13 protein-coding genes are annotated in these 12,506 nt (G+C 72.3%); 4 read left to right on the forward strand and 9 right to left on the reverse strand.

What is annotated here, in order from left to right; genetic code table 11:
- The first annotated feature begins 9 nt into the window (after positions 1–9).
- Entirely contained in the window at positions 10–501 is a 492-nt protein-coding gene (locus tag ACIHFD_RS13090; RefSeq protein ID WP_397367012.1) for a GNAT family N-acetyltransferase, read from the forward strand.
- Between the two features lie 5 nt (positions 502–506).
- Here ACIHFD_RS13090 and ACIHFD_RS13095 read toward each other — a convergent pair whose 3' ends face one another.
- Complete coding sequence (locus ACIHFD_RS13095) at positions 507–1,988, reverse strand: DUF6297 family protein (protein WP_397367013.1); 1,482 nt, start codon at positions 1,986–1,988, stop codon at positions 507–509.
- Positions 1,989–2,056: 68 nt separating this feature from the next.
- Positions 2,057–2,680, reverse strand: a complete 624-nt coding sequence (ccmA, locus tag ACIHFD_RS13100) for a heme ABC exporter ATP-binding protein CcmA (protein ID WP_397367014.1) — start codon at positions 2,678–2,680, stop codon at positions 2,057–2,059.
- 151 nt (positions 2,681–2,831) lie between these two features.
- Here ccmA and ACIHFD_RS13105 point away from each other — a divergent pair, with 151 nt between their 5' ends.
- Positions 2,832–3,074 (forward strand): hypothetical protein, encoded by a 243-nt coding sequence (locus tag ACIHFD_RS13105; RefSeq protein ID WP_397367015.1) that lies wholly within the window; start codon positions 2,832–2,834, stop codon positions 3,072–3,074.
- Positions 3,075–3,084: 10 nt separating this feature from the next.
- Here the strand turns inward: ACIHFD_RS13105 and ACIHFD_RS13110 are convergent, their stop codons facing one another.
- The 3 genes from ACIHFD_RS13110 to ACIHFD_RS13120 form a co-directional block, all read right to left on the reverse strand.
- Positions 3,085–3,789 carry a response regulator gene (locus tag ACIHFD_RS13110; protein WP_397367016.1) on the reverse strand — a complete coding sequence of 235 codons (705 nt, stop codon included), beginning with the start codon at positions 3,787–3,789 and terminating at the stop codon, positions 3,085–3,087.
- The gene (locus ACIHFD_RS13115) at positions 3,786–4,679 is read right to left on the reverse strand and encodes a sensor histidine kinase (protein ID WP_397367017.1); all 894 of its coding nucleotides are present in this window, start codon (positions 4,677–4,679) and stop codon (positions 3,786–3,788) included. The genes ACIHFD_RS13110 and ACIHFD_RS13115 overlap by 4 nt, the downstream gene beginning before the upstream one ends.
- Positions 4,680–5,446: 767 nt before the next feature.
- Entirely contained in the window at positions 5,447–5,935 is a 489-nt protein-coding gene (locus ACIHFD_RS13120; RefSeq protein WP_397367018.1) for a hypothetical protein, read from the reverse strand.
- A gap of 137 nt (positions 5,936–6,072) precedes the next feature.
- On the opposite strand from ACIHFD_RS13120, the gene ACIHFD_RS13125 reads away from it, so the two are divergent.
- On the forward strand, positions 6,073–6,708 hold the full coding sequence (locus tag ACIHFD_RS13125; RefSeq protein WP_397367019.1) for an MOSC domain-containing protein: 636 nt from the start codon (positions 6,073–6,075) through the stop codon (positions 6,706–6,708).
- A 438-nt stretch (positions 6,709–7,146) separates the two neighbouring features.
- On the opposite strand, the gene ACIHFD_RS13130 is transcribed toward ACIHFD_RS13125, so the two are convergent.
- On the reverse strand, positions 7,147–8,394 hold the full coding sequence (locus ACIHFD_RS13130; RefSeq protein WP_397367020.1) for a glycoside hydrolase family 18 protein: 1,248 nt from the start codon (positions 8,392–8,394) through the stop codon (positions 7,147–7,149).
- A gap of 38 nt (positions 8,395–8,432) precedes the next feature.
- Entirely contained in the window at positions 8,433–9,650 is a 1,218-nt protein-coding gene (locus tag ACIHFD_RS13135) for a styrene monooxygenase/indole monooxygenase family protein (protein ID WP_397367021.1), read from the reverse strand.
- A gap of 67 nt (positions 9,651–9,717) precedes the next feature.
- Here ACIHFD_RS13135 and hemW point away from each other — a divergent pair, with 67 nt between their 5' ends.
- On the forward strand, positions 9,718–10,938 hold the full coding sequence (hemW, locus tag ACIHFD_RS13140) for a radical SAM family heme chaperone HemW (RefSeq protein WP_397367022.1): 1,221 nt from the start codon (positions 9,718–9,720) through the stop codon (positions 10,936–10,938).
- Here hemW and ACIHFD_RS13145 read toward each other — a convergent pair.
- A complete protein-coding gene (locus tag ACIHFD_RS13145; protein ID WP_397367024.1) occupies positions 10,935–11,687 on the reverse strand; it encodes a DUF4870 domain-containing protein in 753 nt (250 codons plus the stop codon). The two genes, hemW and ACIHFD_RS13145, sit on opposite strands and share 4 nt — an antisense overlap.
- On the reverse strand, positions 11,684–12,490 hold the full coding sequence (locus ACIHFD_RS13150) for a DUF3097 domain-containing protein (protein WP_397367026.1): 807 nt from the start codon (positions 12,488–12,490) through the stop codon (positions 11,684–11,686). Before ACIHFD_RS13150 ends, ACIHFD_RS13145 begins: the two co-directional genes overlap by 4 nt.
- Between the last annotated feature and the right edge of the window lie 16 nt (positions 12,491–12,506).

A 12,506-nucleotide genomic window follows, 5' to 3' on the forward strand; every position in this document is an offset into this window, starting at 1 on the left:
CCTGAAAGCATGGAAGTGGTGCAAACCGCGCGCATGGTCCTTTCGCGGGTCACGCTCGACGATCTGACCGCTGTCCATGAGCTTCACTCCGACCCCCGTACCAACGTGTACAACCCCGGAGGGCCCAGCGTTGACCTGGTGTCCAGCCGCGCCATGCTGGACCTGTGGCTCGCCGACTGGGCCGAGCGCGGCATCGGCTACTGGGCCGCGCGGGCGATCGGCGGGTCGGAGGTGATCGGGTTCGGGGGGCTGCGCCGCGCGATCGTCGGCGGGGACGAGGTGCTGAACCTTTACTACCGGTTCCGGCCGTCCGCCTGGGGCCACGGGTACGCGGGAGAGCTCGTGGAGGCGGCGCTGCGGGTCGGCAAAGGGCTCGGGACCGTCGTCGCGGTCATCCGGCCCGACAACCTGGCGTCGCTGAAGGTGGCGGAGCGGGCGGGCATGCGCAGGGACCGGACGATCCCGTACGGGGGCGTCGAGAGCGTCGTGTACGTGGCCTGAGCGCCCTACCCGCGGTTGCGGGCCACGTACCCCACCAGCACCAGAGCGCCCGCGACGGCCTGAGCCGCCAGGAAGCCGCCCAGCGGGCCCGGCGGGGACAGCAGCGCGGCAACGGCGGGCAGGCACCCGAGCACGGCCAGGTCCGCCCCGGTGAGGGCCCAGCGCAGCGGCCCGGTCGGGATCGCGCCGCCCGGGGTGTCGATGATCGGCATGGAGTGGTCGACCGGACTCCTCCTGGCCATCCGCAGCGCGGCCGCGGCCAGTGCGGGGGCCGCCGGCGGCCCGAACAGCCACCACGCCCCCGGCAGCGCGCCGCCCGCGCTCAGGGCGGCCAGCCCCAGGGTCGCCCACGCGCCGCCCAGCAGCATGGGCAGCACCGCGCGGGCCGCGAGCGCCTGGCGGCGGTCAACGCCGAGCAGCCTGGACAGGGCCGGATTGTCGCCGTCCCTGCGCGCCCCCGACACGCTCACCGCCGCCACGGCCAGCGAACCCGCCAGCACGGCCGCCCCGAGCGCCACCGGAGCGCCGCCCGCCTGCGCCAGCACGGCGGGCAACGCGGACATCGCGAACATGGCCCCCAGCCGCCCCGGCCTGCGGCCCACCCGGCGCCAGTCGTGCCAGGCCAGCGCGAAAGGCGCGGGCAGCGCCGGCCACCGCCGCGAGCTGAGCTTCCTGGCCCGCCAGTGGTTGTCCTCCGCTATCCAGGTGAGCGCATCGGGGTCGAGGCCGACGGCCGCGTTCGCGACGCGTCCCGCCCGGGTCGAGGCGGTGACGAGGGTACGGGTGGGGATCCGGTCGAGTGACGTCCACGCGTGGCGTACCAGCAGGGCGGAGGAGGCCGCCGCGACGGCCGCGGTGACGGCCACCGCCGACAAGGGAGCGCTCGCGGCGACGGCGAGCACCGTGCGCAGCTGCCCGCTGACGGTCACGACGGCGGCCACCAGCAGCGCGACCGTCGCGGACGTCAGCCAGACCTGCCACGACTGGGACGCCTGACCGAGCACCGCCAGGGCCATCCCGCCCGCGGTCGCCGAGACGCCCAGCACCATGGCGCCGAGCAGGCGCCACACGAGCTGGTCAGGGGCGCCCAGCACGGCGACCAGCCCCAGCCCGAGCAGCAGCCCGGCCGCCACCGCCACCGTGAACAGCACCCGGGCGGTGCGTCCGAGCAGGTGCCGCCGGTTCAGCGGCGAGGGCAGCAGCCAGGAGGCGTCGGCGGCGGACAGCATCACGGGTCCCGCCGCGCGGGCCGCGGCCAGGAAACCGGCCAGCGCCAGCGCGAGCAGGGCCGCTCCCGCGCTCACGCGGGCGGGATCAGCCGTTCCGGCCAGCCCTTGGAGCACGGTGGTGAGCGGGTGGCCGAGCACGGCGGCGAGCATCGCCAGCCCGAACCCGGCGACGTACCGATCGAGCAGGCCACCGCGGGCCGGGCCACGCGAGCGGAGATACGCCCGCACCACCCGCACACTGCCTGCGGCCTCGCTCACGCGTCCACCCCAAGGGGGTACGTCGGCTCCGCTCATGCGTCCGCCCCCAGGAGGCGCCTCGGCTCCGCTCACGCGTCCACCCCTGACGGTGAGACCTGGCGGGCGCGCCCGGCCAGGTCGTGATCATGCGTGGCCATCACCACGGTGCCTCCCTCGTCCGCGTACTCCTCGAGCAGATCGGCCAGCCGGGCCCGGAAACCGGCGTCCAGGCCGCGTTCCGGCTCGTCGAGCAGCAGCAACGTGCTCGGCCTGAGCAGCGCGGAGGCCAGGGAGAGGCGCTGGCGCTGCCCGGTGGACAGGTTCAGCGGCGGCGCGTCCGCCCGCTCCACCAGCGCGAACACCTCCAGCGCCGCCTCCACCTCCATGCGGGCCTCGGCGTGCACGGCTCCCATGAGCTCCAGGTGCTCGCGGGCGGTGAGCCCCGGATACCAGGAGGGCTCGTCGCCGAGCATCGCCACCCGGCGCCAGAAGGCGGCGTCGTCGGCCGGCGGCTCCCCGAACACCCTGACCTCGCCGGAGGTCGCGGGCTGGAGCCCGGCCAGGCAGCGCAGCAGGGTCGACTTGCCGCTCCCGTTCGGGCCGACGACCGCCACGATCTCGCCCGGTGACACGGTCAGCTCCATGTCTCGCAGCACGGGGTTGCCGCCGAGTTCGACCGTGAGGCCGTGAACGCTGATGATCGAGTCGTACACGGATTCGAGCCTAGCCAGCCGATCGCACAGGCGATCGCGACGATTTTCTGTCGGTGCCATCGCCTACCTTCTATTCCGAACACCTGTGCGACTGGAGGGTGACGTGATTGCTTCTGAGCGATTCGAGCGTGCCGCCGTGTTGGGGGTGGCTGTGGCTGAGGAGGCTCGACGGCTGCTGAGGCTCCACCTGGTTTCGGGGGAGGAGGGAGGCGACGGCACCGTGCTCGTCGACGTGCCCTATCCCGACGCGGTCGTGGTGGCGGCGCTGCTCGACGTGGCGGCGGAGTGTTTCGGCGAACGGGGTGACTCGGTCGAGGAGACCAGGCAGGCGGCGTTGGAGACGTTGTTACAACTGGCCGGGTTCGACGGCGAGTCCCAGATCAGGCGCGCCTGATCGGCCGGGCTCACTGCGGGCGCGCCACCCCGTGCCGGAAGGCGTAGGAGACGGCCTGGGCTCGGTCCCGCAGGCCCGCCTTGGCGAAGAGGTTGTTGATGTGGGTCTTGACGGTGGCCTCCGAGATGTAGAGGCGGCCGGCGATCTCGGTGTTCGAGAGGCCGTCGGCGATGAGAGCCAGCACCTCGCCCTCGCGCGGGGTCAGCCCGTCGGGGAGCCCGTCACGGACGATTCCAGGAGGAGGGATGGTTCCGGTTGTGGCCGGGGTCTGCCTCGTGGGCGCCGACATGGTGTCCAGGAGGCGGCGCTGGACGGTGGGGTCGAGTTGGGCGTCGCCGCGCTTCACCGTGGCGACGGCCCTGGCGATGTCGTCGGCGTCCGCGTCCTTGGTGAGGAAGCCGCGCGCGCCCGCTCGCAGCGCCGCGAAGACGGACTCGTCGTCGGAGTACGTGGTGAGCACCACGACCTGGGTGTCCGGAAACCCGGCGCGGATGCGGCCGGTGGCCTCCACGCCGTCCATGCGCGGCATGCGCAGGTCCATGAGCACCACGTCGGGCCGCCGTTCCTCGACCAGCCGCAGCGCCGCCTCGCCGTCGCCGGCCGAGCCGACCACCTCGATGTCCGGCAGCAGCCCGAGCAGCAGCACCAGGCCCTCGCGCACCACGGCCTGGTCGTCCACCACGATGACCCTGGTCATCCGGGCACCCCCGGTCATGCCGGCACCTTCAGGCGCACCTGGAAGCCGCCGTCGTGTTCGCCTGCCGACAGTGTCCCGCCGAGCAGTTCGGCCCGTTCGCGCATGCCCACGAGGCCGTAGCCGCCCCCGGGCGAGCCCTTCTCGGTGGAGGCCGGGTTGGTGATGCGCAGCTCGCACCAGAGCCGGTCGAAGTCGAGCTCGACCGTGGCCGGGCTGCCGGGGGCGTGGCGGCGTACGTTCGTGAGGGCTTCCTGGGCGGTGCGCACCAGGGCGAGCTCCGTCTCGGGTGACAGGCGGTGCTCGGGGCCGGAGACGCGCAGCGTGCAGGCCTGGTGGGCGGCGCCCTCGAAGTCGTCCGCCAGCGTGCGCAGCGCCACGGGGAGCGCGGGCGGGTCCTCGCGCAGCGCCTGCACCGCGCGCCTGGCCTCATCGAGCCCCGACTTGGCCAGGTCGCGGGCCCGGGTGACCCGGTCGAGCGCTTCGGCCGTGCGCTCCGCGCGCAGCAGCAACTTGGCGCCCTCCAGATGGACGAGCTGGGCCGAGAGGGAGTGGGCGAGGATGTCGTGGATCTCCCTGGCGATCCTGGCCCGTTCCGCGAGCACGGCCTCTCGCGCCTCGGCGGCCCTGGTGGCCTTGCGCTGTCTGGCCGCGTACGAGATCAGGAAGATCAGGCAGGTGCTGAGGATGAGGGGGAGGTCCCGGGCCGGGTTGCCGACGATCACACCCGCCACGACCAGGCCCCCGACGGCCAGCAGGCCGATGGGCAGCGCCTGGCGCAGGGTGAAGCGGGTGACGGCCAGGCTGACGCAGATGAGCAGAGCCCCGATCGCGGCGCCGCCGTCGGTCAGGGTGCTGAGGGCGATGGAGAGGACCACGGCAAGGGCGACTGCGATCAGCGCGACAGGCACCCCGAAAACCCGCAAGGCCCGCAAGTCCCCCAACCCTGACCTCGCGCCCAACCCCGGCCCCGCCCTCAACCCTGACCCCGCCTCCGCTTCGGCCCCCACCAGGCCACCACCCGGCATCCTCAGCCTGCTTGACCCAGGCGGTCCTAAGGACATCGGGCCGTTGGGCGTCGGCGACCCCGACGGCATCGGATTGTCGGGTGCTGTTGGCCTCGATGGTGGCGGGCTGCCGGGTGCCGGTGCTCCTGGGTCCGTCGGGCTGTCTGGCGCGGATGGCTCTGGTGGGCTGCCCGGCACCGGCACCGGCGCTTCTGGCTGCGATGGGCTGGCCGGCGCTGACGGCTGCGTCGGCGAGCCTCCTGCCCGCCGGACCTCCCACTGGCCTTCGGACCGGACCTCCGCGCCCTCGGGCCGCCTCTCCTGCCGGACCTTCCGCTGGCCCTCGGGCCGCGCCTCCAGTCGGCCCTCCTGCCGGGCCGCCCGTGAGACTTCCCGCAGGGCCTCCCGGTGGGTCTCCAGCGGGACCTCCCGTCGGGCTTCCGTCAGGGCCGACCATGAGTCTTCCCGTGGGGCCTCTCGGCGGGTGTGGCGGTCGCGTAGTGACAGGAACAGGGTGGTGAGCAGGGTGAGGCCCAGTCCGGCGGTCAAAAGGGTGACCGCCAGTCCGATGCCGGTCAGGCCCGGCGCGGGGGTTGCTCCCATCTGGGCCGCGATCAGCAGCGCGATCACCCCGAGCTGCAGCGCGAAGGCGATTCCGTACGGCGCACGCATCACCCCACGACGGTATCCGGTCGCCTGCCCATGCTCGAAAGCGCACGCCCTCTACGGGCGACGACGTACGACTGGGCGCCGATGGTGAGGCCGAGGAACAGCATGATCCCGCCGCTGGAGAGGTCGAGGCCGAGGGCGCCGCCGGTGAAGTACAGGCCGACGCGGATGGCGACCGAGGCCAGCCACACCAGCATGGTCCAGGCCGTGGCCTTCGACCAGGAGACGCCGGAGTCGTCCAGCCATACCCGTACGGTTGTCCCCCGCCACACGCCCAGGACGACGGCGACGACGGCCTCCACCAGGGCCAGGCCGATGCTGAGTGCGAGCTGTCGGGGATCGATGATCCCGCCTGATGCGATGCCGACGATGACCATGAAGGCGGCGGTGTAGAGGATGCCCCGCTTGGCGGTGGGACGGGTCTGCATCTGGCGGTAGACCACGAACACCACGGCGAGAGGGACGAGGAGAGAGATCAGTATGGGTTCCACGGGTTTGACGGTAGGGATCGGCACGGCGTACCGGATCGGCCCGAGGGTTGAGTGCGCGGATCTCCACCCTGGGGTGGAGATCGAGGTGAGAGGTAATCGGGTCGCTGGGGGAGCAGGCTCTCGGTTACCGTCCAAGCATGGGCGTTATCTCCGTAAATGTGGGCCGATCGGTCGAGGCTGAGTGGGCGGGGAAGCTGGGGCGTACGGCGATCGACAAGCGGGCGGTCACGCACCGGGTGGCCGTACTGGCCAACGGGCTCGCGGGTGACGAGCGGGCCGACAGGAAGCACCACGGCTCGCCCGACCAAGCCGTCTACTCGTACGCAAGAGAGGACTATGACTGGTGGGAGGGGGAGCTCGGGCGGGAACTGCGTAACGGGCAGTTCGGCGAGAACCTCACCATGTCCGGCCTCGACGTCACGGGGGCTGTGATCGGCGAGCGGTGGCGGGTGGGCAGCGCCTTGCTGGAGGTGAGCGGGCCCCGGATTCCGTGCGTGGTGTTCCGCAACTGGATGGACGAGCCGGGGTGGGTCAAGCGGTTCACGGCGGCGGGGCGGCCCGGGGCCTACCTGCGGGTGGTCTCACTCGGGGAGCTTGGCGTGGGGGACGAGGTGGAGGTCGTCTCGCGGCCCGAGATCGGGGTGACGGTGGGGGACTGGTTCCGGGCTCGGCACGGGGACGAGGAGGCGCTGCGCCGCATCCTGGCCGTTCCCGGGCACGACGCCGAGTGGGACCGCATGGCCGAGCGTCTTTTCAGCGGCCAACGATCTTAGCCCGTCCGGCCTGCCCGTCCGGCCTGCCCGTTCGGCCTGCTCGTTCGGCCTGCTCGTTCGGCCTGCTCGTTCGGCCTGCTCGTCCGTCCGGTCCGTCCGTCCGGTCGGCTCGTCCGGCCCATCCAAGTGGTCGAGCGGTGGGCGGGCGGGTTGGTTGGACGGCGGTCAGGCAGCCTAACCACCCGACCTTCCCACCGACCAACCCACCCACTCGCCCGTCGGGCCGCCCATCCGCCGGGCCGCTCGCTCATTGGGGCACCCGCTCGTTGGGGCAACCGCCTATTCGGGCGTTCGGCCCGCCCGTTCGGCCCGCCCGTTCGGCCTGCCCGTTCGGCCCGCCGTCCGGCCCGCCGTCCGGGCCAACCGCCCAGCCCACTTGGATGGGCAGCCGTCCGAGGCTGCCCATCCGCCTCCTAACCCGCCCATTTGGGGTGGGGGTCAGTGGAGGATTGAGTACAGGGCTGAGGTGAGGGAGGCGTGGGTGTCGTCTTGGTCGATGGACCACATCATCGAGCCGCCCAGCCCCTTGAGGCGGATGTACGCCGCCTTCTGCAGCAGCACCGCCGGATCGTCGTACGACCAGAACTCGTTCCCGTCATACAGCCACAGCGTCCCGGTCCGCAGGTCCCGGTAACGCTTGCCGGGCTTGGTGACCAGGTCCTTGTAGTCCTCCGTCCCGGGTCCCCACTTCCCGGCGGCGGGGCCGGCGGCCGGCTTGTAGAGGCCGTCGCCGCCGCCGGTGACCCCCGTCCAGCCCTGCCCGTACGCGGGTACGCCGACCACGATCTTGCGGCCGGGCGCCCCGCGGGACAGGTAGTCGCGTACGGTCTGGTCCACGCTGTACCTCACCGGGTTCGGATCCCGCCGATCGGTGAGGAGGTTGCCGTTGTGCCCGGTCTGCGCCTCCCATGTCCCGTGCAGGTCATACCCCTGGACGGTGGCGAAGTCGAGCGCCCTGAACACCCGCCGCACCTCGAACCCGGCGTCGATCTTGGCGGCCGCGGCCGGGAGGAAGGCCGTGAGCTGCGCGTTTGAGGAGAAGGCGGTGAGCTGCGCCCGCAGTTCCTCCGCGAACAGCGTGAAGTTCCGCCTGTCCTCCGGCCGCACGACGTTCCCCTCGGCGCCGGAGGAGCCCGGCCACTCCCAGTCCAGGTCGATCCCGTCGAACACGCCGGCTCCGGCGCCCGCGGGGAGGTCCGGCAGGTTGCCGCGCAGCCACAGGTCGATGCACGAGCGGGCCAGCGCGGCGCGGGACTCGGCGGTGAGGACCGCGTCTGAGAAGTACTTGGAACCGGTCCAGCCGCCCAGCGAGATCATCACCTTGAGCCCCGGGTGCTTGGCCTTGAGCTTGCGGAGCTGGTTGAGGTTGCCGTTCAGGGCCTGGCCGCGCGCGTCGGCCACGCCGTCCACGCTCTGCTCCGCGGGCACGGGCCGCTGCCAGTCCGCCCACGGGTCGGCCGAGTAGCAGGCGCCCCCGGCGTTCACGAACCCGAACGCGTAGTTCAGGTGCGTGAGCTTGGCTGCGGCACCCGTGGCGTCCACGTCCTTGACGTGGTAGTTGCGCCCGTAGACGCCCCACTGGATGAAGTACGCGACCCGTTTGAAGCCGGTGCGGGCCTCGGCCGGCGCGGAGATCGCCGTACAGCCGAGTAAGAGCGAGAGTGCGAGGAGGATCGTCTTCTTCACGGGGCGACTCCCGAGGGGTGCACTTATAGGAAACTTTCCTAAAAGTAGGGCGACGGCCCGCCGCCGTCAACGATCCGCGCCACCTCCTCGGGGTTCGAGATCACCGCCCACTCGTACGCCGGGTTCGCGAACAGGCCGAGGACCAGGTCCGCCACGTCCTGCCTGCTCGTGGCCGCCAGCAGCAGGGTCACGACGTGCGCGGCCGGCGGCCGCAGGAACGCGTTGGTCCAGTCGGTGACCGGCGCCGCCGCCTCCCACATCCGCTCCGCCGTGGCGCGGCCGAAGGCGGCGTCGTACGGGCCGCCCGCCGCGATGGCGTCGGCCGCGATCCAGGCGCAGGCCGAACCCAGGTTCGCGCCCTGGCCGGTCAGCGGGTCGTTGGTGATCCAGGCGTCGCCGACGGCCAGCGCGATCCGCCCGCCGGGCAGCTCGGCCACCGCCTCGCGAACGACCGGCGTGATCGCCCCCTGCAGCAGGTCGTCCTCACCCAGCAGCTCGAAGCCCCCGTCCACCCGCTCGGCCAGTCGCGGCGCGTGCTCGGCGAGCAGCCCGGCCAGCTCCCCGGCGACCTCGGCCGCGGGCAGGTGCGAGAGCGGCTCCAGCGGCCCGCCGGGAACCGCCTCGACCAGCACGCTGGAGACCACGCCGTGCCTGGTCATCATCGGCATGCGGAGGATCTCCCCGCACCCGGGCGAGACGTTGTAGCTGAACATGGGGCCGAGGTCGAGACCGCCGTACAACCCGGCCGTCAGGACGCGCTGCGGCCGGTCGAACGGCGAGCGCGCCGGGTCGCGCGGGAACAGCTCCGCCACCGAGCGCCGCCCGGCCGTCACGACCATCAGCTCGTGCTCCCGGGACCATCGATCCACCCGCGCCGCGTCCGGCGGCGCGCCGGTGACGACGACCTCGCCGCCCCGGCCGGTGAAGTCGTCCAGGTACGCGGGCAGCAGCAGCCGGAAGTCGACCGCGTGGAACGGCTCGGAGATCCCGGCCAGGAACTCCAGCGGCGGATCCCCCTTGATCGAGAGCTTGGCGGATCCCATCAGGCACGCGGGATCCCGGTAGTGCTCGCAGCCCAGCTCCCGCTCCCGCGCCAGGGTGTGCCCCATCCTGGCCACCGTGTTGGGCAGCCGCCCCGAGCGCAGGGAACCGGCGTCCCGCTCGCTGTAGAGCGTGGCCTCGATGCCGAGCTGCTGGAGGCGCAGAGCGAGGGTCAGCCCCGAGATTCCCGCGCCCACGATGCCGATGCCCGCCATGTGCAGCAGTGAACCTCTCAGGGGTTGCAGTTCGATAGCACCCTCGAACAACGGGCAAACTGAAGGGGTGCCATCCACCCTGCCTGACGGCGATCCCGTGCCCACCTCGGGCGAGCTGCCCGACAGCGCCCTGAGGGGCCTCGGCGAGCGTCCGTTCGGCTTCTACGTGCACGTGCCGTTCTGCGTGACCCGCTGCGGCTACTGCGACTTCAACACCTACACCGCCGCCGAGCTGGGCCCCGGCGCCTCGCACCGGGACTACGCGGACACGGTCGTCGAGGAGATCCGCCTCGCGCGCCGCGTCCTGGGCCCGGCCGAGCTGCCGGTGGAGACGGTGTTCTTCGGCGGTGGCACGCCCACGCTGCTCCCCCCGGAAGACCTGGCCAGGATCCTGGCCGCGATCGACTCGGAGTTCGGGTTGAGCGCAAGGGCCGAGGTGACCACGGAGGCCAACCCCGAGTCCGTCGACCCGGCCTACCTCGACAAGCTCCGCCAGGGCGGCTTCAACCGGATCAGCTTCGGCATGCAGAGCGTGGCCGAGCACGTGCTCCAGGTGCTCGACCGCCGGCACACCCCCGGCAGGGCGGCGGCGGCCGTCAAGGAGGCGAGGCAGGCCGGGTTCGAGCACGTCAACCTCGACCTGATCTACAGCACGCCCGGCGAGTCCGACGACGACTGGCGGGCCTCGCTGGCCGCCGCGATCGAGGCCGGGCCCGACCACGTGTCGGCGTACTCGCTGATCGTCGAGGAGGGCACCAGACTGGCGGCCAGGATCCGGCGCGGCGAGCTGCCCATGCCCGACGACGACGTGGCCGCCGACCGCTACCTGATCGCCGACGAGCTGCTGTCCCAGGCCGGGTTCGACTGGTACGAGGTGTCCAACTGGGCCACGTCCGACCGGGCCCGCTGCCGCCACAACCTGCTCTACTGGACCGGCGGCGACTGGTGGGCCGCCGGGCCCGGCGCCCACAGCCACGTCGGCGGCACCCGCTGGTGGAACGTCAAGCACCCGGCCGCCTACGCCCAGCGGCTGGCGGCGGGCACGTCGCCCGCCCACGCGCGCGAGGTGCTCGGCGACGACGACCGGGCGGCCGAGCGGCTGATGCTGGAGCTGCGGCTTTCGTCCGGCTACCCGCTGGCCGAGGTGACCCCGGACGCGCGCCCGGCCGTGGCGAGCGCGCTGGCGCGCGGCCTGCTGGAGCCCGGGCCGTTCAGGTCCGGCCTCATGGTGCTCACGCTGCAGGGGCGGCTGCTGGCCGACGCGCTGATCAGGGATCTGCTGGTCTAGGTGATCAGGCGGACGGCGAACGGGTAGCGGTACGGCTCGCCCTTGTTGGTGGCCATGGCGGCCTGGATGTGGAAGATCAGGGACAGGATCCAGACGACCGGCAGCAGGAGCAGGCCGATGAAGATGATCGTCAGGATGCCCGAGATGACATAGCCGATGAACATCGTGATCTGGAAGTTGAGCGCCTCAGCGGCCTGATCCCTGACGTAGGGGGACTCGTCCTTCTTCATCAGGTAGATGATCAGCGGGCCGACCCAGGAGACCAGCAGGCCGAGCAGGTGCGAGAGCATCGCCATGGTGGTGTCGTCGGTGCCCGGGCGTGGGCCGAACCTGCCGGGGACGTACGGCTCGCCGGGCGCGCCGTAGCCGTAGCCGGGCGGCTGCGGCGCGGAGCCGTAACCGCGCGGGGGAGGGCCGTAACCCTGGGACTGCTGGCCGTAGCCGGGCTGTCCGTAGCCGGGTTGGCCATGACCGGGTTGTCCGTAGCCGGGCTGGCCGGGACCGGGCTGGCCGTATCCGGGTTGACCGTACGCCGGTTGGCCGTAGCCGGGCTGGGATCCTGGCTGCTGCCCGTACCCCGGCTGGCCGTAATGGGGCTCGGATCCGGGCTGCTGCCCGTAGACACTGGGCTGCTGGCCGTATCCCGGCTGCTGGGGGCCGGAGCCCTGGCTGGGCGGGATGCTCGACGGGGGGACGAAGCGGGTGGCGTCGTCGTCCGGCGGCGGCGGTTGCGGTGGGTCCTGGCTCATGATGCCTCCGTAACGAAGTCGATCAGTTCCTCGACCCGGCCGAGCAGTTCCGGCTCCAGGTCTGTGTACGTGGAGACGGCCCCGAGGATCCGCCGCCACGCCTCCGCGGGCTCCATCCGCCAGCCCAGGGCGGCGATGACGCCCTCTTTCCACGGCACTCCGCGCGGCACCGCGGGCCAGGCGGGAATGCGCAGCACGGACGGCTTGACCGCCTGCCAGATGTCGATGTACGGATGCCCCACGACGAGCACGTCCGGCGAGGTGATCTCGGCGGCGATCCTGCTCTCCTTGGAGCCGGGCACGAGGTGGTCCACCAGCACCCCCAGCCGGCGCTCCGGCTCCGGGCCGAACTCCGCCACGATGGCCGGCAGATGGTCCACGCCCTCCAGGTATTCGACCACGACCCCCTCGACCCGCAGGTCATGGCCCCAGATCTTCTCCACCAGGGCGGCGTCGTGCACGCCCTCCACGTAGATGCGACTCTCCCGGGCGACCCTCGCCCGCAGCCCCTCCACGGCGATCGAGCCCGAAGCGCTGCGCCTGGGCCCCGCCGGGGCCGCCGACGGGCGTACGAGCGTCACGGGCTTGCCCTCCAGCAGGAACGCGGCGGGCGCGAGCGGGAACAGCCGGCGTTTGCCCAACCGGTCTTCGAGCGTGACGGCCTCCTTGTCACAGGCCACCACCGCGCCGCAGAAGCCGCTGTCTGCGTCCTCCACGACGAGGTCCAGCTCGGCCGGCACTTTCGGGATCTTGCCCTTGCCCGGCCGCCGCCAATTCCCCGCCAGCACATCGCCCTCGTACACACGGGGACCGTAGCAA

It is taken from the genome of Nonomuraea sp. NPDC051941 (assembly GCF_044593615.1).

What these genes read in the sequence shown, in the direction of transcription:
- ACIHFD_RS13090 (WP_397367012.1), top strand. Translation starts at nt 10, where the DNA reads ATGGAAGTGGTGCAAACCGCGCGCATGGTCCTTTCGCGGGTCACGCTC.
- ACIHFD_RS13110 (WP_397367016.1), bottom strand. Translation starts at nt 3,789, where the DNA reads ATGACCGGGGGTGCCCGGATGACCAGGGTCATCGTGGTGGACGACCAG.
- ACIHFD_RS13125 (WP_397367019.1), top strand. Translation starts at nt 6,073, where the DNA reads ATGGGCGTTATCTCCGTAAATGTGGGCCGATCGGTCGAGGCTGAGTGG.
- ACIHFD_RS13135 (WP_397367021.1), bottom strand. Translation starts at nt 9,650, where the DNA reads ATGGCGGGCATCGGCATCGTGGGCGCGGGAATCTCGGGGCTGACCCTC.
- ACIHFD_RS13145 (WP_397367024.1), bottom strand. Translation starts at nt 11,687, where the DNA reads ATGAGCCAGGACCCACCGCAACCGCCGCCGCCGGACGACGACGCCACC.